This window comes from Mycetocola sp., from assembly GCF_046716805.1.
GTDB lineage: Bacteria > Actinomycetota > Actinomycetes > Actinomycetales > Microbacteriaceae > Mycetocola_A.
This window is the reverse complement of record NZ_JBKJWH010000167.1, coordinates 33517-55831: the sequence shown is the minus strand read 5'-3', so window position 1 is coordinate 55831 and position 22315 is coordinate 33517. Positions and strand designations below refer to the sequence as shown.

The following is a 22315-nucleotide window of genomic DNA, read 5'->3' as shown; positions in this document are numbered from 1 at the left end:
CCATGGCTGACAAGACCACGCTGAAGTACACGCCTGAGCACGAGTGGCTCGACATCGACGGCAACGTCGCGACCGTCGGCATCACCGCCTACGCTGCAGACAAGCTCGGCGATGTCGTGTTCGTCGAGCTCCCTGACGCGGACGCAGCCGTCACCGCCGGCTCCGTCATCGGTGAGATCGAATCGACCAAGTCGGTCGGTGAACTCTTCGCCCCTGTGGACGGCACCGTCACCGAGAACAACTCGGCCGTCGTCGACGAGCCGTCGCTCGTGAACAGCGACCCGTTCGGCGAAGGCTGGCTCATCAAGGTGCAGTTCGACGCAGCACCGGACGGCCTGCTCAGCTGGGACGAGTACTCAGCGCTGGTCGGCGAGTAATGCCAGAACTCTTCTCCGAGCGCCACATCGGGACGGATGCCGCTGCGCAGGCAAGCATGCTGGCATCCGTCGGCTACGACAGCGTCGACGCGCTGGTCGAGGCCGCCGTGCCTGAGTCCATCCACGTCGGTGAGATCGTGAACTCATCGATCCCGCCCGCGGCCACGGAACGGGAGACCATCGCCGAACTTCGGCTGCTGGCCGACCAGAACACGGTGCGCACGTCGATGATCGGCCTGGGCTACTACGGCACCATCACGCCCGCCGTCATCAAACGGAACGTTCTCGAGAACCCGTCCTGGTACACGGCATACACGCCATACCAGCCGGAGATCTCCCAGGGTCGGCTCGAAGCGCTGATCAACTTCCAGACGATGGTCACCGACCTGACCGGGCTCGACACTGCCAACGCGTCGATGCTCGATGAGGGCACCGCCGTCGTTGAAGGAATGCTGCTCGCCCGCCGCGCCTCGAAGCTCACCACCAACGTCTTCGTCGTCGACGCTGACGCTTTCCCGCAGACCAAAGCTCTGCTCGCCAGCCGGGCCGACGCCGTTGGCATCGAATTGGCCGAGGTCGACCTCGCCGGTGGGGGAGCGCTGCCCGAGTCAGCGTTCGGGATCTTCGTGCAGTACCCCGGAGCATCCGGGCGGGTCTGGAACCCGGCATCCGTTCTCGCGTCGGCGAAGGAACAGGGCGGTCTCGCCGTCGTTGCCGCCGACCTGCTCGCCCTCGCGCTACTCACCTCACCCGGGGAACTCGGCGCAGACATCGCCGTCGGCACGAGCCAGCGTCTCGGAGTGCCGATGGGCTTCGGCGGCCCGCACGCCGGTTACATGGCCGTGCGCAAGGGACTCGAACGTCAGCTTCCCGGCCGTCTGGTCGGCGTGAGCCAGGATGCTGCTGGGCACCCCGCGTACCGGCTCACCTTGCAGACCCGTGAACAGCACATCCGCCGTGAGAAGGCGACCTCGAACATCTGCACGGCGCAGGTGCTCCTCGCCGTCATGGCGTCGATGTATGCCGTGTATCACGGGCCGCACGGCATCCGCCGGATCGCCGCCGAGACCGCCGCGCGCGCCGATGCCCTCGCTACCGTACTCACCGGTCACGGACTGACGCTTGCGAGTGAGGCGTTCTTTGACACGCTGCGTGTGCACGTCCCTGGTGAGGCGTCGACGATCGTCGAGCGTGCCCGCGAGCTGGGGATCAACCTGCACCTCGTCGATGACGCCACCGTCGGTATCTCCGTGGACGAGACCACCACGGCCGCGGAACTGACCGCCGTCGTCGTTGCATTCGGTTTCTCGGGCGACGAGTCCTTCGCCGGACTGGATGCGGAATCCACCCGCCTGCCGGCCGACCTCGTCCGCTCGAGCGAGTACCTCACGCATGCTGTGTTCAACACGCACCACTCCGAGACCGCCATGATGCGGTACCTCAAGCAGCTGGCCGACCGGGATTACGCGCTCGACCGCGGCATGATCCCGCTCGGCTCGTGCACGATGAAGCTCAACGCGGCGACCGAGATGGAGGCCATCACCTGGCCCGAGTTCGCTTCGCTGCACCCGTACGCCCCCGAAGCGGACGTACTCGGCTACCTCGGCCTCATCGAACAGCTCGAGAGCTGGCTCGCCGAGGTCACGGGGTACGACTCCGTCTCGCTACAGCCGAACGCCGGCAGCCAGGGTGAACTCGCCGGGCTCCTCGCCATCCGCGGCTACCACCGCGCGAACGGCGATGTCGACCGCACCGTCTGCCTGATTCCGTCGAGCGCACACGGCACGAATGCGGCATCCGCTGTTCTTGCGGGTATGAGAGTCGTCGTCGTCGCCTGTGACGACCTCGGCAATGTCGACCTCGACGACCTGCGCGCGAAGATTGCGCAGCACGCTGAGACGCTCGCGGCACTGATGATCACCTACCCGTCGACGCACGGCGTGTACGAGCACGAGGTCACGGCGATCACCCAGGCCGTTCACGACGCCGGCGGCCAGGTCTACGTCGACGGTGCGAACCTCAACGCGCTGCTCGGCTACGCCCGGTTCGGTGACTTCGGCGGCGACGTGTCGCACCTCAACCTGCACAAGACGTTCTGCATCCCGCACGGCGGGGGCGGCCCCGGTGTCGGTCCCGTTGCGGCCAAGGCGCACCTCGCGCCGTTCCTGCCTGGGCACCCAATGGCCCAGCGCGACGAGCACGGCGCGTACACCCACGCCGGCGGACCGGTCTCGGCGGCCCCCTATGGCAGCCCCAGCATCCTTCCGATCTCGTGGGCGTACGTACGCATGATGGGTGCAGAGGGACTCAAGCAGGCCACCGGCGCCGCGGTGCTCGCGGCGAACTACATTGCCGTGCGGCTGCGTGACCACTTTCCGGTGCTCTACACCGGAGACAACGGGCTGGTCGCGCACGAGTGCATCCTCGACCTGCGTCCGCTTCGGGAAGCAACCGGCGTGACCGTCGACGACGTCGCCAAGCGGCTCGTCGACTACGGCTTCCACGCGCCGACGATGTCGTTCCCGGTGGCCGGCACCCTCATGGTTGAACCGACCGAGAGCGAAGACCTCGCCGAGATCGACCGGTTCATCGACGCGATGATCGCGATCAAGGCTGAAGCGGATGCCGTCGGCGCCGGGACCTGGCCGGCGAACGACAACCCGCTGGTGCACGCACCGCACACCGCCCAGTCGGTGATCGAAGGGGAGTGGGAGCACGCCTACACCCGTGAACAGGCCGTCTACCCGGTGCGGTCGCTCGTGCGGACCAAGTACTGGCCGCCGGTGCGCCGTGTGGACAATGCCTACGGGGACCGCAACCTCGTGTGTGCCTGCCCGCCGCCCGAAGCGTTCGAGTAGGGCACAGCTCCGGCGGAGATTCCCCGTCGCACGCGTAACAGGCAATCGCACGTTTATTAGGACGATTCCTCGGGTTTCGTCCTGATAAACGTGCGATCTCCTGTTAATCCGGTCATGCAAAAACTCACCCCACCCGCGAAGCCGCGGATGGGGTGAGTGTTCACTGCCGAGCTAGTGCGACGAAGCCTTCTCCGCACCATGTCCGGTGAGTGAGCGCACCTCCATTTCGGCTGCAATTCTCGGATCTTCCTTCACCGACGAGGTGACGGTGCCGAGCCAGCCAAGCAGGAACCCGAGCGGGATAGAGATGATGCCCGGGTTGTTCAGCGGGAAGATCGCGAAGTTCGCGTTCGGGAACATCGACGTCTCCGCCCCGGAGATGACCGGGGAGAAAATGATCAGCAGCAGCGCTGACGCCAGGCCGCCGTACATGCTCCACAGTGCACCACGGGTGGTGAACTTGCGCCAGAACAGCGAGTACAGGATCGTCGGCAGGTTCGCGCTCGCCGCGATGGCGAAGGCGAGAGCCACCAGGAAGGCGATGTTCTGCCCCTGGACTCCGATGCCGCCGGCGATGGCGAGCACGCCGATGACGACGACTGTGATTCGGGCGACCTTCACTTCCCCGTTCGGGGGAACTGCTCCCTTCTTGATCACGTTGGCGTACACGTCGTGTGCGAACGATGTAGCGGCGGTGATGGTCAGCCCGGCGACCACCGCGAGGATGGTCGCGAATGCCACAGCCGAGATGATGCCGAGCAGGATGGACCCGCCCAGCTCGAAGGCGAGCAGCGGCGCCGCCGAGTTCACACCACCCGGTGCGGCGAGGATGGTTTCCTTGCCGACGAGGTATGCGGCACCATAGCCGAGCACGAGCGTGAACAGGTAGAAGAGGCCGATGAGCCAGATGGCCCAGACCACGCTTCTGCGGGCTTCCTTCGCCGTCGGCACGGTGTAGAACCGCATGAGCACGTGGGGGAGACCGGCCGTTCCCAGAACGAGGGCGAGGGCGAGCGACACGAAGTCGAGTCGGGAGACGCCCGTGAGACCATACTGGGCACCGGGCTGCAGGATGCCTTCACCCGCGACGGCGACCGCCTGGCCGAGCAATGCCGACAGGTTGAAGCCGTTGAGCGCGAGCACCCACACCGTCATGACGCCGGCGCCGGCGATGAGGAGTACGGCTTTGATGATCTGCACCCAGGTCGTGCCTTTCATGCCGCCGATGAGCACGTAGAAGATCATGATGAATCCGACGACGGCGATCACCACCGACTGGCCCAGGCGGTCGTTCACCCCGAGGAGAAGAGAGACGAGCCCGCCGGCACCTGCCATCTGCGCGAGCAGGTAGAAGAAGCAGACGGCGAGCGTTGCCGTCGCTGCGGCGAGGCGGACCGGGCGTTCCTTGAGCCGGAAGGAAAGCACATCCGCCATGGTGAACTTGCCGGTGTTGCGCAGCAGCTCGGCGACAAGAAGCAGAGCGACGAGCCAGGCCACGAGGAACCCGATGGAGTAGAGGAATCCGTCGTAGCCGTTCACGGCAATCGCTCCGCAGATGCCGAGGAACGATGCGGCCGACAGGTAGTCGCCCGCGATGGCCGTTCCGTTCTGGCCTCCGCTGAAGGAACGGCCTGCAGCGTAGAAGTCGTTCGCGGTCTTGTTCGAGCGTGAGGCCCTGATCACGATGACGAGGGTCACGGCGACGAACGCCGCGAAGATGGAAATGTTCAGGATGGGATCGCCGACAGTCATGAACGTTCAACCTCCTCGAGCTCGGCCCGGAACTTCTCTGCGGCCGGGTCGAGCTTCCGGTTGGCGAACGAGACGTACCAGGTGGTGATGGCGAATGTGGTGACGAACTGGCTGAGCCCGAGCAACAGGCCCACGTTGATGTTTCCGAAGACCTTGGTCGACATGAACTCGTGCGCATAGTCGGCGAGCAGAACGTACGCGAAGTACCAGAGAAGGAAGGCAACGGCGAGCGGGAAGACGAAACTTCGATGCCTTCTTTTGTGTTCGACGAACGCGGGGGACTCTTCTATCGCGATGTAGTCGATGGCAGTACCGGGAACATTCGCTCCCGCGTCGTCGTGGGCCATGATCCTCCAGAGAGTTCGCGCACCGTCGCGCGGCGCACCGCTCTGTGCGCTGGTGAAACCCTAGTCGGAACGGCGCGAGCGCAACAAGGTTTGAGGGGCATCACTTCGGGGCGGTGAACAGGTCCGGCCAGAGGCTCGCGGCGAGCGGATATCCCACGAAGGACGCCACATCGAGCAGCGTGTGGGCCACCACGAGCGGCATCACCCGACCCCACCGCCGGTAACACCAGCCGAACAGGATGCCCATTGCGACGTTGCCGAAGAAGGGGCCGACGCCCTGGTACAGGTGGTAGATCCCGCGAAGCAGTGAGGTGCCCAGGATGATCATCCAATCCGTCCACCCGCGTTCGCGCAGCCGTGTGAAGAGATAACCGACCACGATCACCTCTTCGACCAGCCCGGCACGCAGAGCCGCGAGAATCAGAACCGGGATCGTCCACCAATACGTCTCCAGCGGTGACGCTTCGACGGCGACGGTGAGACCGGCCGCCCTCCCGACCGCATACAGCAGGATTCCTGGGACGCCGATGGCGAGGAACAGCAGGATGCCGCGCCACGCGTCGCTCCCGCCGGCGCGAAAATCGAGGCCGATCCGTGCGAAGCCGCTTCGCCCGCCCTGCCAGAGCAGGAACACAACGAGAGCAACGACGAACAATCCGAAAAAGATGCCGAGGAACTGGTAGCTGAAGTCCAGCCACTCCCGTTCACTCTGCGACGTGTTGAGTCGCGCTGACTGCTCGGCGAGAGGAGTCGTGTCGGTGACGCGAGCGACGATCGACACGAGCGAGTACACGGCGGATGCTCCGACGCTCAGCCCGAGAACGATCGCGATCTCCCACCAGGCTCGCGCTCTGCTCGAATCGGGCATGAACGCTCCAGGGTCAATATCGGTTCCGGCGAAATTCACGCGGCCACACGCAGTGGTGTGCAAGGAAGCCGCGATCAACGCAAAATTCCTCAGGTTGAGTTACCGGTGTGTAACGATTTTCCGAGGAGTTTTGCGGTTGCCCCTCACGATACCTAGTGTTCTTGTATCCAGCGCGGTGGTTGGGGCACGACTCTGACTGCCGTGCTCACTTGCACAGGAGGAAAATTGAAGAAATCACGCATTGGCCTCGGCGCCCTTGCGCTGCTGTCTGCCAGCGCACTCGCGCTGACCGGCTGCGCGCCGGCAGGAGATTCAGGTGGTGATGCGCCTGCGGGCGATAGCTCCGCCATCATCACCACCAACGGCACTGAGCCGCAGAACCCCCTGATCCCCACCAACACCAACGAGGTTGGTGGCGGAAAGATCATCGACCACATTTTCGCTGGGCTGGTGTACTACGACGCTGACGGCAAGCCGATCAACGACGTCGCTGAGTCCATCGAGACCGAAGACGCTCAGAACTACACGATCAAGCTCCGGAGCGGTCTGAAGTTCACGAACGACGAGGACGTCACTGCAGATTCCTTCGTCGACGCATGGAACTACGGTGCACTTCTCAGCAACGCACAGCTCAGCAGCTACTTCTTCGAGTCGATCGAGGGCTTCAGCTACGACGAAGACAGCGAACTGACCGGGCTTGAGGTTGTCGACGAGACGACCTTCACAGTGAAGCTCAAGCAGCCGGAGTCTGACTTCCCGCTGCGTCTCGGCTACTCGGCGTTCTTCCCGCTGCCCCAGGCCGCATTTGAAGACATCGAGGCTTTCGGTGAGAACCCGATCGGCAACGGGCCCTACATGCTCGATGGCGAAGGCGCCTGGAAGCACAACGAGAACATCTCGCTCGTCGTGAACCCGGACTACGACGGCCCTCGCGCGCCCAAAAACGGTGGACTCGACATCAAGTTCTACGCCTCGACGGATGCGGCGTACGCCGACCTGCAGGGCGGAAACCTCGATGTGCTCGACGAGATTCCCGAGAGCGCACTCGCAAGTTTCGAGGACGAGTTCGGCGACCGCGCCATCAACCAGCCCGGTGCCGCAAACGCCACCATCACCATTCCTGAGCGTCTCGCGCACTTCGAAGGCGAAGAGGGCAAGCTGCGCCGCCAGGCGATCTCCATGGCGATCAACCGTGAGGAGATCACCGAGGTTATCTACGCAGGTACCCGCACCCCGGCGACGGACTTCACATCACCGGTCGTCGCCGGACACTCTGACTCCGTTGCCGGCAGCGAGGTTCTCGAGTACAACGAGGAAGAAGCCAAGAAGCTGTGGGCTGAGGCCGACGCCATCTCCCCGTGGGAGGGCCAGTTCGGACTCGCCTACAACTCGGACGGCCCCAACCAGGGCTGGGTCGACGCCGCGATGAACTCCGTGAAGAACACCCTTGGGATCGACGCGGTGGGCGTTGCCTACCCGACGTTCGCTGAGCTTCGCACGCTCGTCACCGAGCGCACGATCGCGACCGCGTTCCGCACCGGATGGCAGGCCGACTACCCGGCTCTGTACAACTTCCTCGGCCCGATCTTTGGAACCGACGCGGGATCCAACGACGGCGACTACTCGAACCCTGAGTTCGACGCGCTGCTGAAGGAAGGACTCGGCCAGGCCGACGTGGACGTTGCGAACGAGTCGTTCCTCAAGGCTCAGGAGATCCTCTTCGAGGACCTCCCCGCCATTCCGCTGTGGTACACCAACTCCCTTGGTGCCTATGGCGAGAACGTCGAGAACGTGGAAATCGACTGGCACACGGTGCCGATCTACTTCCAGATCACCAAGACAGAGTAGTGGGAACCTGACCGTTAAATCGGTCGTATAGTGGGGCGGCAGCGCGCAGCGCTGTCGCCCCACGAACTTGATGGCACCGATCGGTGACAAGAGGGAGACCCCCGTTTCACCGGAGATTGAAAATATTAATGTCGCTTCCAGTTATGAACTTCCCTCGCAGAGTCGGAGACTAGACGCATGGTCTGGTACATCATCCGCCGCGTCCTGCAGATCATCCCTGTCTTCTTCGGGGCGACGCTGCTCATCTACTTCATGGTCTTCGCCCTCCCGGGCGACCCGATCATCGCTCTCGGCGGTGACCGGGGGCTCAATCCGGCGGTCGCCGACGCCCTCCGGGAGCGCTACCACCTCGATCAGCCCTTCATCATCCAGTACTTGATCTTCATCGGCGGGATCGTCGTCGGAGACTTCGGCACGTCGTTCTCTGGGCAGCCGGTCTCCACGATCCTGGCCCAGACTTTCCCGGTGACCCTCCGTCTTGCATTACTCGCGGTCCTCATCGAATCGTTCGCCGGAATCTTCATCGGGCTCGTCAGCGGGCTCCGCAAGGGCAAACTCTTCGACTCCTCGGCGCTCGTCGTGAGCCTGATTCTGATTTCGCTGCCGATCTTCGTCACCGCTTTCGTTGCGCAGTACGTCTTCGGGATTCAGCTCGGAATATTCCGGACGACGGTTGGGGCCGGAGCCCCTTGGGAAGACCTCATCCTCCCGGCATTCGTCCTCGCGAGTGGGAGTTTCGCGTACATCGTGCGGCTCACTCGAACGTCGGTCATCGAGAACCTCAATGAAGACTTCGTTCGTACGGCAACGGCCAAAGGACTCTCAAGGCCGCGAGTCATTCGGGTGCACATCCTCCGCAACTCGATGATCCCGGTCGTTACCTACATCGGCACCGACTTCGGAACGCTGATGGTCGGAGCGGTCGTCACCGAGGGAATATTCAACGTGCCCGGCGTCGGCCGGACGCTCTATCAGGCCATTCTCCGCGGCGAGGCGCCCACCGTCGTCTCGTTCGTCACGGTGATGGTTATCATCTTCCTGGTCGCCAACCTGCTGATCGACCTGTTCTACGGCTTCCTGGACCCAAGGATTCGCTATGCCAAGTAGTAATGCTCCGCTCTCTCCCACCCACTACGTCGCGCCACTCGACGAGACGCCGCTTGTCGCAGTTGACCGTGTCTCAGTCGACGCCAAACCGAGCAACCTGTACATCGATGCCTGGCGAGACATGCGCAGGCGACCGCTGTTTTACATCTCGGGAATCATCATCCTGCTCGTCGTCGTGGTCGCCATCTTCCCCCAATGGTTCACGCAGGTCGACCCACGCTTCTGCTTACTCGCGGTCAGCAACGACGGACCGTCGGCTGGCCACCCTCTCGGCTTCACCAAACAGGGGTGTGACGTCTACGCGCGCATCATTTACGGCACCCGGACCTCGCTGTCGGTCGGCCTGCTCGTAACCCTGATCGTCGGCGTGATCGGTATCGTGCTCGGATCGCTCGCTGGCTACTACGGCCGTTGGGTCGACGCCGTGCTCTCACGCGTCGGTGACATCTTCTTCGCCATTCCCTACATCCTCGCCGCTGTCGTGGTGATGTCGGTGCTTCGGGAGCAGCGGAACATCCTCGTTATATCTCTGGCGATCGGACTCTTCGCCTGGCCGAGCACCGCCCGCGTATTGCGGGGCACCATTTTGTCGGTGAAGAATTCCGACTACGTGATGTCGGCGACAGCTCTCGGTGTTTCCCGATTCCGGGTTCTGCTTCGTCATGTACTGCCCAACTCGATTACGCCGGTCATAGTGCTCACGACGATCGGGCTCGCCGGGGCGATCGTGGCCGAAGCCACCCTGTCGTTCCTTGGTGTCGGGCTACCGCCGACGATCATGTCCTGGGGCAATGACATCAGTCAGGCGCAGGGTGACCTCCGTAACAATCCAATGACGCTGATTTACCCGTCGATAGCGCTCTCGCTGACGGTCCTTGCGTTCATCATGATGGGCGAAGTCATTCGTGACGCCCTCGATCCGAAAGCAAGGGCCCGCCGATGACCTCCACGTCCACCCGAACACCAGCTGAGCCGAGCTTCGGTTCCCACGCGCCCCTCATCGAGATCAAAGACCTGCACGTCGGGTTCGTGACTCAGAACGGAGTCGTCCCCGCGGTCAACGGCATCGACCTTACGATCATGCCGGGCGAGACAGTCGCCATCGTCGGGGAATCCGGGTCCGGGAAGTCGACCACCGCGCACGCGATCATCGATCTGCTGCCCGGCACCGGCAAGATAACCGGCGGGCAGATCCTGTTCGACGGAATGGACCTGGCGTCTGCCAAGCCCAAGGACTTCGAGGAGATCCGTGGCAATCTGATCGGCTTCGTGCCGCAGGATCCCATGTCGAACCTCAACCCGGTGTGGAACATCGGCTTTCAGGTCGAAGAGACCCTCGTCGCAAACGGCAAGGCGACGCGAGGCAAGGACGCAAAGATCAAGGCTATCGAGGTGCTCCAGCAGGCGGGCCTCGATGACGCGGAACACCGGCTCAAGCAGTTCCCGCACCAGTTCTCTGGGGGAATGAAGCAGCGGGTGCTCATCGGCATCGGCCTGTCGTCGAGGCCGTCGCTTCTCATCGCGGACGAGCCGACCTCGGCTCTCGACGTGACGGTGCAGCGGGTCATCCTCGACCACCTCGCGACGCTGACGCGCGACAGCGGTACTGCGGTGCTGTTCATCACCCACGACCTCGGCCTCGCTGCGGAGCGCGCCGAGAAGCTCGTGGTGATGTACAAGGGAAAGATCGTCGAGTCCGGGCCGTCAGTCGAACTGCTGCAGAATCCACAGCATCCGTACACGAAGCGGCTCGTCGCCTCGGCTCCGAGCCTGGCGTCCCGTCGGATCCAGTCGAGCGAGCAGAGCCTTATAGGCCTCGATTACGTCGCTCCGAAAGAAACGCAGGACGTCGACCTCATTGCCACGGCCGAGGCTCGTGTCGAGCACGCCGCTGCACCGAGCTCAGCTCCGCACCCGATCATCGTCGAGGACCTGACGAAGGTCTTCCAGATCAACACCGGAAAGCTCAAGAGGCAACCGTTCACGGCTGTAGACTCGGTGTCCTTTTCCATTCCGAAGGGCACCACGATGGCGCTCGTCGGTGAGTCCGGATCGGGTAAGTCCACGGTGGCGAAGCTGATTCTGAAACTGGAGGAGGCGACCTCAGGATCGATTCAGGTCGGTGGAGAGGAACTCTCGAGCATCTCAGGTCGGAGCCTGCTCGCCCTGCGCCGGCAAATGCAGCCGGTGTTCCAGGACCCGTTCGGCTCGCTCGACCCGCTCTACAACATCGGTGCGACGATCGCGGAGCCGCTCGTCGCGCATGGTGTGGGGAGCAAGCGGGAGCAGCGGGCCCGGGTCCTCGAGCTCCTCGACCAGGTGTCACTACCCTCGAGCCTCGTGGACCGGTACCCAAACGAGCTATCCGGCGGCCAGCGCCAGCGCATCGCCATCGCGCGGGCGCTTGCGCTCAAGCCGGAGATCGTGGTCCTCGACGAGGCAGTGTCTGCCCTCGATGTGCTCGTGCAGGCGCAGATTCTGGCGCTGCTCAGCGACCTCCAGTCCGAACTCGGGCTGACCTATCTCTTCATTACCCACGACCTCGCGGTCGTGAGGCTCGTCGCCGACAACGTGTGTGTAATGCGTCGGGGCAAGATCGTCGAGGCGGCGAGCACTGATGAGGTTTTCGAGAACCCGCGTGAGGAATACACGAAGGAGCTGCTCGCGGCTATCCCGGGCGCCGGCATCCAGCTCGGGGCGTGACGTTCTTCGAGACCATCGACTGGGCGACGGTCGGCTGGAAGAAATAACGCACAACACCGGACAAGCGGGGTGGGGCCTTCGGGTCCCGCCCCGCTTTTCGGTGAACCGGTGCCTCACAGCACCGGTTCACCTTGAGTGCGGTAAGATATTCTGTTGGGTCGGACTCTGATCCGATGATCCCTTTTCCGCCGCAATCGAAAATTCGCGGCATCCATACTCTGTAAGGATATTTTTCATGGCGCTTGCTTCGCGCGACGACCTCCGAAACGTAGCAATTGTTGCTCACGTTGACCACGGCAAGACGACGCTGGTTGACGCCATGCTCCGGCAGACGGACTCATTCGCCGAGCACTCACACCTCGAAGAACGCGCCATGGACTCCAACGAGCTCGAGCGCGAAAAGGGCATCACGATCCTCGCCAAGAACACGGCGGTGTCGTACAAGGGCAAGCACACCACCAACGGCCCGATCACGATCAACGTCATCGACACTCCCGGGCACGCCGACTTCGGTGGAGAGGTCGAGCGAGGCCTGTCCATGGTCGACGGTGTCGTGCTTCTCGTCGACGCGAGCGAGGGCCCGCTTCCGCAGACCCGTTTCGTGCTGCGCAAGGCACTCGAGGCGAAGCTGCCGGTCATCCTCCTGGTGAACAAGACCGACCGCCCGGATGCCCGCATCGACGAGGTCGTCGCCGAAAGCCAGGACCTGCTGCTCGGCCTGGCCAGCGACATGGCCGACGACGTTCCCGACCTCGACCTCGACGCCGTGCTCGACGTTCCCGTCGTCTACGCCTCCGGCCGTAACGGCGCGGCGAGCTGGAACAAGCCCGAGAACGGCTCGCTGCCCGACAACGAGGACCTCGAGCCCTTGTTCGACGCCATCATCAAGCACATCCCCGCCCCGGTCTATGACGACGAGCACCCCCTCCAGGCGCACGTCACCAACCTCGACGCTTCGCCGTTCCTCGGTCGCCTCGCGCTCCTGCGGGTCTTCCAGGGCACGATCAAAAAGGGCCAGACGGTCGCCTGGGTCAAGTACGACGGATCCGTCCACAACGTCCGCGTCACCGAGCTGTTCATCACCAAGGCTCTCGACCGGTACCCGGCCGAGAGCGCCAGCCCCGGCGACATCGTCGTCGTCGCCGGATTCCCGGACATCACCATCGGTGAGACCCTCGCCGACCCGGAGGACGTGCGTCCGCTGCCGACGATCACCGTCGACGAGCCTGCGATCTCGATGACCATCGGAACCAATACCTCACCGCTCGTCGGCAAGGTGAAGGGCCACAAGCTCACCGCCCGCATGGTGAAGGACCGCCTCGACCGCGAACTCGTCGGTAACGTCTCGCTCAAGGTCGTCGACATCGGTTCCCCTGACAAGTGGGAAGTTCAGGGCCGAGGCGAACTCGCCCTCTCGATCCTCGTCGAGCAGATGCGTCGTGAGGGATTCGAGCTCACCGTCGGCAAGCCGCAGGTCGTCACCAAGAAGGTCGACGGCAAGACCCACGAGCCGTACGAGCACCTCACCATCGACGTTCCCGAGGAATACCTGGGTGCCATCACGCAGCTGCTCGCCGCCCGCAAGGGACGCATGGACAACATGGCGAACCATGGCACCGGCTGGGTCCGAATGGAATTCATCATCCCGTCGCGAGGCCTCATCGGTTTCCGCACCGAGTTCATGACGCTCACCCGCGGAACCGGAATCGCCAACGCGATCTCGCACGGCTACGACGAGTGGGCCGGATCGATCGTGACCCGCAACAACGGATCGATCGTCGCCGACCGCTCCGGCGTCGTCACGCCGTTCGCCATCATCGCCCTCCAGGAGCGGATGTCGTTCTTCGTCAACCCGACCGAAGAGGTCTACGAGGGCATGGTCATCGGCGAGAACTCGCGCTCGGACGACATGGACGTGAACATCACCAAGGAGAAGAAGCTGACGAACATGCGTCAGTCGACCTCGGATACCTTCGAGTCGATGACCCCGTCGCGCCAGCTCTCGCTCGAGGAGTGCCTCGAGTTCGCCCGCGAAGACGAGTGTGTTGAGGTCACCCCGGCGATCATCCGTATTCGCAAGGTCGAGCTGGACTCAAACGCCCGCGCCCGCATGACGAGCCGGATGAAGAAGCAGAACGAGTAACACCCCTTTGGTCGGGCGCCCGGAATCCTGGATTCCGGGCGCTTCGTCGTTCCCGCTACCCTTGAACCATGTCGCGTGCACGATTCGAATCAGACGTGCCGACAGGCATCCGCTCGCGACGTTCGCGAGCCAGAGCGATCGAACGCACGCCCGAACAGCTCGCCACCCGTCAGGGCATCGCGGTGGGCGTTGCGACAGCCGCGTACGGCGTTTCATTCGGTGCCCTCGCCGTTGCGGCCGGCCTCGACGTCTGGCAGGCCTGCGTCCTGAGCCTGGTCATGTTCACCGGCGGCTCACAATTCGCTCTCGTCGGCATCCTGGCATCAGGGGGAGCGGCGGCAGGCGGAACGGCCATTGCGAGCGCGGCGCTTCTCGGCGTGAGGAATGCCGCGTACGGGATGCGGATGAAACCCGTCGTCGCTGCAAGCGGTTGGTGGAAGAACGCGGCTGCGGCATGGCTGACGATCGACGAGCCGACGGCCGTTGCTCTCGCCCAGAATGAGCCCGCCGCCCGCCGTCGCGGGTTCTGGGTCACCGGAATCGTCGTCTACATCGGCTGGAACCTCACGACCCTGCTCGGCGCCCTCATCGGCGACCTGCTCGGTGACACCCGCGCCTACGGCCTCGACGCAGCTGCCGCCGCAGCATTCCTTGGCCTGATCTGGCCCCGGCTGCGAAGTCACCAGACCATCGCCGTCGCCTGCGCAGCGGCCGTCGCGGCCGCCGCCCTCACACCGGTCGTCGCACCCGGTGTGCCCGTCCTCGCCGCTGCACTCGTCGCTGTGATCGTGGGGACGACGAACTGGCTCGGCCGCCGCACCGACGCGGAGGTCGCGCAGTGACCTTCTGGCACATCGTCCTGATCGCTTCCATCGCCTGCGTCGCCCTCAAGCTGGTCGGCTATGCGGTGCCGCCGCACTGGCTGGAGAAACCGGCGGCCGCCCGGACCGCTGACCTTCTCACTGTTGCCTTGCTCGCCGCCCTCATCGCCGTGCAGACGGTCGGTGCAGGCCAGGGCCTCGTCGTCGACGCTCGCGTGCCTGCTCTCGCCGCCGCAGGACTGCTGTACTGGCTGCGCGTGCCGTTCCTCGTCGTCGTGATCGCGGCGGCTCTCGTGGCCGCCATGCTCCGTTCCTGGGGTGGGATGGCGTGACCGTGCCAGCGCAGTTCCTGCCCAGCACCCGCGGCTAAACTGTGCCGGTGACCTTCGACGACTCCCGCCAGCCCGTTCCGCCAGCCGAGTCCGGCTCCCGGCTGGCATCCCGTCTCCCGGGGGCGTTGCTGTCCGCCCTCGTCGGAGCGATCTACGGCGCCGTCGGTACTGTCTCGCATCAGAACGTGCTTCGGATCGGAGAAGCAGCGCTTCCCGTCGGGCTCGTCCTCTCCCTGATCGGAGCCCTCGGCCTGCTGGTCGGCTTCCGCCTCCTGTTCGACGATCGGGTCCCCGTGCTCTTCACCGCCATCGGAATGGTCGGCATGATCGCCCTGTTCTCGATCGCCAGCGCGGGCGGGTCGGTGTTGATTCCTCAGGGAGTCGTCGGACTGGCCTGGACGGTGGTGCCCGTCCTCGTCGCAACAGTGGTCGTCGCCTGGCCGCGGATGCCGCAACGACCAGCCGTGGCGACCGCCCGGAGGCCCTCCCCAGCACCCGAGAACCTGCGGCACTGGCCTGAGGCGTAGACTGGGTACTCCTGTAATCGAAGGGAACCCAGCAAACCGTGACCTACGTGATCGCCCTCCCGTGTGTGGATGTCAAAGACCGAGCGTGCATCGATGAATGCCCCGTCGACTGCATCTACGAGGGGGAACGCTCCCTCTACATCCACCCGGATGAATGCGTCGACTGCGGTGCCTGTGAACCGGTGTGCCCCGTCGAGGCGATCTATTACGAGGACGACCTGCCTGAGGAATGGGCGGACTACTACAAGGCCAACGTCGAGTTCTTCAACGAGATCGGCTCGCCAGGCGGAGCGGCCAAGGTCGGAGTGATCAAGTACGACCACCCGGTCATCGCCGCCCTGCCTCCGCAGGCCTGACCCGTGGCGCTCCAGCCACTTCCCGATTATCCGTGGGATGCCATGGCGCCGTTCGCCAGGCGCGCCCGCTCGCACCCGGACGGCATCGCCGACCTCTCGATCGGGTCACCGGTCGACGCCACTCCCGCCGTCGTGCGGGATGCCTTGGCCGCAGCCACTGACGCGCACGCCTACCCGACCACGGCGGGAACACCAGCGCTGCGCGAAGCCATCGTGGCCTGGTTCGAGCGACGCCGCAACGTGACCGGGCTCGACGTGGAGAACGTGCTGCCGAGCATCGGATCGAAGGAACTTGTTGCCCTGCTCCCGTTCATGATCGGCTTGGGGGCCGGGGACACCATCGTGCACCCGAAGGCCGCATATCCGACCTATGCGATCGGTGCGGCGCTCTGCGGGGCCGAGTCGACAGCATCCGACGACCCCGCCGAATGGCCGGAGTCAACGAGGCTCATCTGGCTGAACTCGCCTGGGAACCCGGACGGCCGCGTGCTCGATGTCGACTTCCTGCGCTCGGCCGTGAAGCGGGCGAGGGAGCTCGGCGCCGTTCTCATCAACGACGAATGCTACGCCGAACTCGGCTGGAGCGGACCGTGGGAACAGACACCGATCCCCAGCGTCCTTGACCAGCGCGTCACCGAGGGAGATGTCAGCGGAATCCTGGCGATCTACTCGCTGAGCAAACAGTCCAACATGGCCGGCTACCGGGCCGCGTTCGCCGCCGGATGCGCCGAGACGATCGCGCGCTTGCTCAACGTGCGCAAGCATGCCGGCCTCATGCTTCCCGGCCCGCTCCAGGCCGCGATGGTCGCTGCGCTTGCCGATGACGCGCACGTTGCCGAGCAGAAGGAGCGTTACCGCGCACGCCGGAACATCCTCGTCCCAGCGCTCGAAGAAGCGGGGTTCCGGATCGATTTCAGCGAGGCTGGGCTATACCTGTGGGCGACGGAGGGTCGCGACGCATGGGCGTCGATCGACCGGCTCGCGGACCTCGGAATCCTCGCCGGCCCCGGCCATTTCTACGGGGAGTTCTACCCGGATCACGTGCGGCTGTCGCTGACGGCGACCGACGAACGTATCGCCGCGGCGGCGGCGCGGCTGCGAGAAACACCCGCTTTAGGAGGATAGCTCCAACGCACTGGCGCACCTGTTGGCGAATGCGACAGTTGGCCTCGGAGCCGATTAGGCTGTATCCGGACCTTGCATGGCCGGCAGTGGTTCCCGCGTCAGGTCCGACGAACGTAATCACCAGCACAAGGAGGCGCCGTGGGCGACGTCGAGCAGGACTTCCGCGCAAGGAACCACAAAGCGACACTGACGTACCCCGGAGGTACCGCCGAATTCCCGATTCTGGGTTCCAGCCAGGGGGCGTCCAGCATCGATGTGTCGACGCTGACACGGCAAACCGGGCTCACCACCCTCGACTACGGATTCGTGAACACCGCGGCCACGAAGTCTGACATCACCTATATCGACGGGGATGCCGGCATCCTTCGGTATCGTGGCTACCCGATCGAGCAGCTCGCGAAGGGGTCCAGCTACCTCGAGGTCGCCTGGCTCCTCATCCACGGTGAGCTTCCCACCGCCGACCAGCTCGGCGAGTTCGACGAAAAGATCCGCCGTCACACCCTGCTCCACGAAGACCTCAAGCATTTCTTCTCGGCGCTGCCGCACACTGCGCACCCGATGGCCGTCATCTCCAGCGCCCTCTCGGCGCTGTCGACCTACTACGAGAACGCAGCCGACCCCACCGACCCCGAGCAGGTGGAGCTCACCACGATCCGCCTGCTGGCGAAGCTGCCGGTCATTGCCGCGTACGCGCACAAGAAGGCGCTCGGCCAGGCGTTCCTGTACCCCGACAACAGCCTGAGCTTTGTCGACAACTTTCTCCGGCTCAACTTCGGCAACATGGCCGAACCGTACGAGATCGACCCGGTGCTCTCCACCGCCCTGGAGCAGCTCCTCATCCTGCACGCCGACCACGAGCAGAATGCATCCACGTCGACCGTGCGTCTCGTCGGCTCGACTGGCGCCAACCTCTACGCCTCCATTTCGGCCGGCATCAACGCCCTCTCCGGCCCGCTGCACGGCGGCGCCAACGAGGCCGTTCTCGACATGCTCGGCCGGATCCGCGACTCGGGGGAGGGCGTCCAGCGCTTCGTCGACCGGGTGAAGAACAAAGAAGAAGGTGTGAAGCTCATGGGCTTCGGGCACCGCGTCTACAAGAACTACGACCCCCGCGCGAAGATCGTCAAGGAAAGCGCCGACCAGGTGCTCGCCCAGCTCGGCATCAGCGACCCGCTCCTGGACCTCGCGAAGGAGCTCGAACAGATCGCCCTCGAGGACGACTACTTCAAGGAACGTCGCCTGTACCCGAACGTCGACTTCTACACCGGCGTGATCTACAAGGCGATGGGGTTCCCGACCCGCATGTTCACCGTGCTCTTCGCCATCGGTCGTCTGCCCGGCTGGGTCGCCCACTGGCGTGAGATGAACGAAGACCCGCAGACCAAGATCGGCCGCCCGCAGCAGCTGTACACCGGTGCGGTCGAGCGCAACCTTCCCCAGCGCTGAGCCGCATCCGCGGTAACCGTTCAACGGCTGCGCGGGTGTTTCTGCCGGGCGCGGGTGCGATTGCGCCCGCGCGGCGCGAATCGGCCCGCGCGAGCGGATGCATCGACTCCCGCGCGAGCGGATGCTGCGGCGCCCGACGGCGGATGCCGCGCCCAGCGGCTCAAGGCACGAGTGTCAGGGTGTCCCTCGTCGCTTGCGTCACGGCATCCGGGCTGAACGGCCAGGTCCGGGTCTCCTGCTTCTGCCAGAGCGGTGTCTGGTCGACGTAGTTGGCGTGGAACGCGTGCCCCGACGTGCCTGTGAGGTTGATCCAGGTCGACGAGTCGAGGTCGGCCAGGTCGACCACCTGACGCATTGACGGAACCCAGTCGACCACATAGCCTTCGGGGGCGTACCAGCCGACGGCGTTGACCACGGAGGACCCGCCGGCGAGCTCGTACGGACCGCGGTTGAAGAGCATCTCGATCGGTGCGACGCCGGATTCGCCGAAGCTCTCATTGCGGATGGTGAGGGTGTGCAGTTCACCCCAGGTCCAGTCCTCCTGGTCGGGTCCCATCAGCTGCTCGGCCTCGGTCCAGGCCTTGCTGAGTGCAAGCGTGAGGGCGTCGTCTCGGCTGACGACGATGTCGTCCTGGCCCGCCCACCACTCCGAATCCGGTTCGTCGAGGAGCGCACCGACCACCTGGAACCACTGCGACCCGCCCGCAGGCGGAATCGCGTCCGGCAGTTTGGGAGCGAACGTGGTCTCGAGGAGGTTCCGCCAGAAGATGTTGAAGTACGCGGACTGCGCGCTGTCCGCGTCGTCATGGAAGTCCCAGCCGTCGAGGAGTTGTTTGCCCAGCCGGGCGTTGCCGGACGGCGCAAGGGCGGCGATATAGGGTGCGATGCGCTCAGCGAAGGAGTTCGCGTTGTCGGCCTGGATCGCGCTCATGTCGTCGGTAGTGAAGCCGCCGCCCGAGGCGATGGACTGCTCGATCAGGTCGACGATGCGAGACGCGCGGTAGCCGGCATCCCAGTCCCGGGTCAGCAGGGGAGCGGCGCTCTCTGAAGCAACGGCGTTGTTCGCGGTGACGATGTAGCCGGATGGGGGGTTGTACAGCGACGGAAGAGAGTCGAAGTCCACGTAGCCGGCCCAGGCCGTCGAAGCGAACCAGCCTGGTTGAGGGAGGGTCCCGTCGCCGCTCTGGCGGATTGGTATGAGACCAGGGGCCTGGTAGCCGATGTTGCCGTCGATGTCGGCGTAGACGAGGTTCTGCGAGGGCACGTCGAACAGCCGTGCCCCGGCCCGGAAGCTCTCCCAGTCGGTTGCCTTGTTGACGGCGAAGATCGCGCCTGGGGTGCGCCCCGGTGTGAGCGCCGTCCACTGCAGGGACAGCTCATAGCGGCCCTCCGGCAGGTCGGCGGTCGCGGGGTAGTCGGCTGCGATGTCGCCGAACTCGCCACTGATCCCGGTGACTAAAGGGCCGTGTGAGGTCGAACGGATGCGGATCGGGACATCGTCCCCTCCGGCGACCTTCACGATCTCCTCGCGGATGGTGAGGGGCGCTGTGACGCCATCGAGCTCGACCAGGTCGCCTGACACCTTCTCCAGGTACAGGTCGGCCACATCGGGACCGAGGTTGGTGAACCCCCACGCGACGCGATCGTTGTGGCCGATGATGATGCCAGGCATGCCGGAGAAGCTGAAGCCGGCCACGGAGAACGGGCACTCCGCGGAGACGGTGGAGCAGCGCAAACCCATCTGGTACCAGACCGACGGAAGGGCCGGGCCCAGGTGCGGGTCGTTGGCGAGCAGGGGTTTGCCCGACGCCGTGTGCTGCCCCGAAACCACCCAGGAATTCGAACCGATGTCAGGGCCTGCCCGGCCGAGCAACTCGGGCATCCTCTTGAGGATGTCCCTGAGTTCGAGGAGCGAATCGGCAGTGCCGTCTGTGGCCGGCGCCATCGGGATGGCCGAGCCGACGGATGCCGGTGCGGGCGCCGACGACGGGAGTATCGTCGGGTTGTCCGCGAACGGGTACGGCGGATAGATCTGGGCCACCTGCTCGGGCGTCAGCTCCGTCGCCAGCAGCGCACGGTCGATCTCATCCTCCAGATTCGAGCGGAGGTCCCAGGCCATCGCCTTCAACCAGGCCACCGAATCGGCTGGGGTCCACTTCTCCGGCTCATAGCCCGGGTTCTGCAGTACGAGGACGGCATACTCGAGTGAGAGGTCGGCCCCGCTTCGCTGGGCGAGGTAGGCATTCACCCCGTCGGCGTAGGCCTGGTACCAGCCGAGAGTCTCCGCATCGAGGAGCTTCACTTCTTCTTCAGCGACCACGCGCCAGCCAAGGGTCCGCACGAAAGTGTCTGTTCCGACCTGTGACGCGCCGAACAGCTCGGCGAGCCGCCCGCTGGTCACATGACGGCGGAAGTCCATCTCCCAGAAACGATCCTGGGCGTGCACAAACCCTTGCGCCTGGAAAAGATCGTGGGCGTTGTCTGCTTCGATCGTCGGGATGCCGGCGTCGTCGCGTTCGACGGTGACGTCGCCGTCGAGCCCTGGCACCGTGAGTGTCCCGGAGAGTTGGGGGAAGGAGCGCTGCACAGTCCAGATTCCGAGGCCGCCGCCGACGAGCACAACGACAACGAACACCGCCGTGATGCTGAGGAAGACGGTGAAGGCGCGCGAGCGCCGACCGCGGCGTGAGGTTCGGACCACATCACTCCTTTGTGAAGAGGTAGAGGGGAAATCAGGCGTGGAGAGCCTGATTGAGCTGGATCCCTGCGCCGGTGCGGGGCAGGACTTCGACCGCCCCCGAGACGGAATTCCGTCGGAACAGGATGTTGGGAACGCCGGACAGTTCGACGGCCTTCACGGTGCGAGGCGAATCCGCTGCGCCGTCGAGGACGAGAACCTTGGTGCCCGCGGTCACGTACAGGCCCGCTTCGACAACGCTGTCATCTCCGATGGAGATGCCGATGCCGGAGTTCGCGCCGAGAAGGGCCCGTGCGCCGATGGAGACCCGCTGGGTTCCGCCGCCGGAGAGGGTACCCATGATCGAGGCGCCGCCGCCGATGTCTGAGCCGTCGCCGACCACGACACCCTGCGAGATCCGCCCTTCGACCATGGAGGCGCCGAGGGTTCCCGCGTTGAAGTTCACGAACCCTTCGTGCATTACCGTCGTCCCCGGCGCGAGGTGTGCTCCGAGGCGCACGCGCGAAGCGTCCGCGATCCGCACTTTCGACGGGGTGACGTAGTCGAGCAGCCGGGGGAACTTGTCGATGCCGGTGGCGTGAATGCCCTGCCGGGACAGTGCCGGGCGCAGCCGGTCGAATTCCTCTGGGTGGACGGGGCCGGCGTTGGTCCAGACGACGATGGGCAGGTGAGTGAAGATGCCGTCGAGGTTGATCGTGTTCGGCCGGACGAGAAGGTGGCTCAGCAGGTGCAGGCGCAGGTACGCGTCCGGCGTGTCCTTCGCCTGCTCGCGCAGATCGACCTCGACGGTGACGATGTCGACGCGCACGTTACGGCGTTCGTCCGGGATGGCCAGGGCTTCGATCTCTGCCGGTGCGATCCAGCGCTCCCGGCCGGGCGGCAGTATCCCCAGCTTCGGTTCCGGATACCAGGTGTCGAGCACTGTCCCGTCCGCACTCACCGTGGCGAGGCCGTAGCCCCAGGCGTGGGTTGGCAGGGCAGTATTCTCTGAAGCGGTGGTCATGCCT

General features: G+C 64.8%; 18 protein-coding genes. 13 read left to right on the top strand and 5 right to left on the bottom strand.

Translation table 11 applies throughout. The features are described from left to right. The first annotated feature begins 2 nt into the window (after positions 1-2). Both gcvH and gcvP read left to right on the top strand, forming a co-directional pair. Positions 3-377 (top strand): glycine cleavage system protein GcvH, encoded by a 375-nt coding sequence (gene gcvH / locus ACLQ62_RS13810; protein ID WP_411722206.1) that lies wholly within the window; start codon positions 3-5, stop codon positions 375-377. Further along, complete coding sequence (gcvP, locus tag ACLQ62_RS13805; RefSeq protein WP_411722205.1) at positions 377-3235, top strand: aminomethyl-transferring glycine dehydrogenase; 2859 nt, start codon at positions 377-379, stop codon at positions 3233-3235. Before gcvH ends, gcvP begins: the two co-directional genes overlap by 1 nt. A gap of 171 nt (positions 3236-3406) precedes the next feature. Here gcvP and ACLQ62_RS13800 read toward each other — a convergent pair whose 3' ends face one another. The 3 genes from ACLQ62_RS13800 to ACLQ62_RS13790 all read right to left on the bottom strand — a co-directional run bounded on the left by ACLQ62_RS13800 (position 3407) and on the right by ACLQ62_RS13790 (position 6202). Further along, the gene (locus ACLQ62_RS13800) at positions 3407-4987 is read right to left on the bottom strand and encodes a cation acetate symporter (RefSeq protein WP_411722204.1); all 1581 of its coding nucleotides are present in this window, start codon (positions 4985-4987) and stop codon (positions 3407-3409) included. Then, positions 4984-5334 carry a DUF485 domain-containing protein gene (locus ACLQ62_RS13795; protein WP_411722203.1) on the bottom strand — a complete coding sequence of 117 codons (351 nt, stop codon included), beginning with the start codon at positions 5332-5334 and terminating at the stop codon, positions 4984-4986. The genes ACLQ62_RS13800 and ACLQ62_RS13795 overlap by 4 nt, the downstream gene beginning before the upstream one ends. Positions 5335-5434: 100 nt before the next feature. Further along, complete coding sequence (locus ACLQ62_RS13790) at positions 5435-6202, bottom strand: CPBP family intramembrane glutamic endopeptidase (protein WP_411722202.1); 768 nt, start codon at positions 6200-6202, stop codon at positions 5435-5437. Positions 6203-6427: 225 nt separating this feature from the next. Here ACLQ62_RS13790 and ACLQ62_RS13785 point away from each other — a divergent pair, with 225 nt between their 5' ends. From ACLQ62_RS13785 to ACLQ62_RS13735, 11 genes are all read left to right on the top strand, one after another. Continuing rightward, positions 6428-8050, top strand: a complete 1623-nt coding sequence (locus ACLQ62_RS13785) for an ABC transporter substrate-binding protein (RefSeq protein WP_411722201.1) — start codon at positions 6428-6430, stop codon at positions 8048-8050. A gap of 177 nt (positions 8051-8227) precedes the next feature. After that, a complete protein-coding gene (locus ACLQ62_RS13780) occupies positions 8228-9157 on the top strand; it encodes an ABC transporter permease (RefSeq protein WP_411722200.1) in 930 nt (309 codons plus the stop codon). Continuing rightward, positions 9147-10100 (top strand): ABC transporter permease, encoded by a 954-nt coding sequence (locus tag ACLQ62_RS13775; RefSeq protein ID WP_411722199.1) that lies wholly within the window; start codon positions 9147-9149, stop codon positions 10098-10100. Before ACLQ62_RS13780 ends, ACLQ62_RS13775 begins: the two co-directional genes overlap by 11 nt. Further along, the gene (locus ACLQ62_RS13770; protein ID WP_411722198.1) at positions 10097-11860 is read left to right on the top strand and encodes a dipeptide ABC transporter ATP-binding protein; all 1764 of its coding nucleotides are present in this window, start codon (positions 10097-10099) and stop codon (positions 11858-11860) included. The genes ACLQ62_RS13775 and ACLQ62_RS13770 overlap by 4 nt, the downstream gene beginning before the upstream one ends. Positions 11861-12095: 235 nt before the next feature. Further along, a complete protein-coding gene (gene typA / locus ACLQ62_RS13765) occupies positions 12096-14003 on the top strand; it encodes a translational GTPase TypA (RefSeq protein ID WP_411722197.1) in 1908 nt (635 codons plus the stop codon). 68 nt (positions 14004-14071) lie between these two features. Then, the gene (locus ACLQ62_RS13760) at positions 14072-14845 is read left to right on the top strand and encodes an AzlC family ABC transporter permease (RefSeq protein ID WP_411722196.1); all 774 of its coding nucleotides are present in this window, start codon (positions 14072-14074) and stop codon (positions 14843-14845) included. Beyond that, the gene (locus ACLQ62_RS13755) at positions 14842-15156 is read left to right on the top strand and encodes an AzlD domain-containing protein (protein ID WP_411722195.1); all 315 of its coding nucleotides are present in this window, start codon (positions 14842-14844) and stop codon (positions 15154-15156) included. Before ACLQ62_RS13760 ends, ACLQ62_RS13755 begins: the two co-directional genes overlap by 4 nt. A gap of 47 nt (positions 15157-15203) precedes the next feature. Then, on the top strand, positions 15204-15683 hold the full coding sequence (locus ACLQ62_RS13750; RefSeq protein ID WP_411722194.1) for a hypothetical protein: 480 nt from the start codon (positions 15204-15206) through the stop codon (positions 15681-15683). Positions 15684-15721: 38 nt separating this feature from the next. Beyond that, positions 15722-16039 carry a ferredoxin gene (gene fdxA / locus ACLQ62_RS13745; RefSeq protein ID WP_411722193.1) on the top strand — a complete coding sequence of 106 codons (318 nt, stop codon included), beginning with the start codon at positions 15722-15724 and terminating at the stop codon, positions 16037-16039. A gap of 3 nt (positions 16040-16042) precedes the next feature. After that, entirely contained in the window at positions 16043-17164 is a 1122-nt protein-coding gene (gene dapC, locus ACLQ62_RS13740; protein ID WP_411722192.1) for a succinyldiaminopimelate transaminase, read from the top strand. Between the two features lie 138 nt (positions 17165-17302). Continuing rightward, positions 17303-18610 (top strand): citrate synthase, encoded by a 1308-nt coding sequence (locus tag ACLQ62_RS13735; RefSeq protein WP_411722191.1) that lies wholly within the window; start codon positions 17303-17305, stop codon positions 18608-18610. 160 nt (positions 18611-18770) lie between these two features. On the opposite strand, the gene ACLQ62_RS13730 is transcribed toward ACLQ62_RS13735, so the two are convergent. Both ACLQ62_RS13730 and dapD read right to left on the bottom strand, forming a co-directional pair. Continuing rightward, complete coding sequence (locus ACLQ62_RS13730) at positions 18771-21311, bottom strand: penicillin acylase family protein (RefSeq protein WP_411722190.1); 2541 nt, start codon at positions 21309-21311, stop codon at positions 18771-18773. A 31-nt stretch (positions 21312-21342) separates the two neighbouring features. Then, complete coding sequence (gene dapD / locus ACLQ62_RS13725; RefSeq protein WP_411722189.1) at positions 21343-22311, bottom strand: 2,3,4,5-tetrahydropyridine-2,6-dicarboxylate N-succinyltransferase; 969 nt, start codon at positions 22309-22311, stop codon at positions 21343-21345. Positions 22312-22315: the final 4 nt, after the last annotated feature.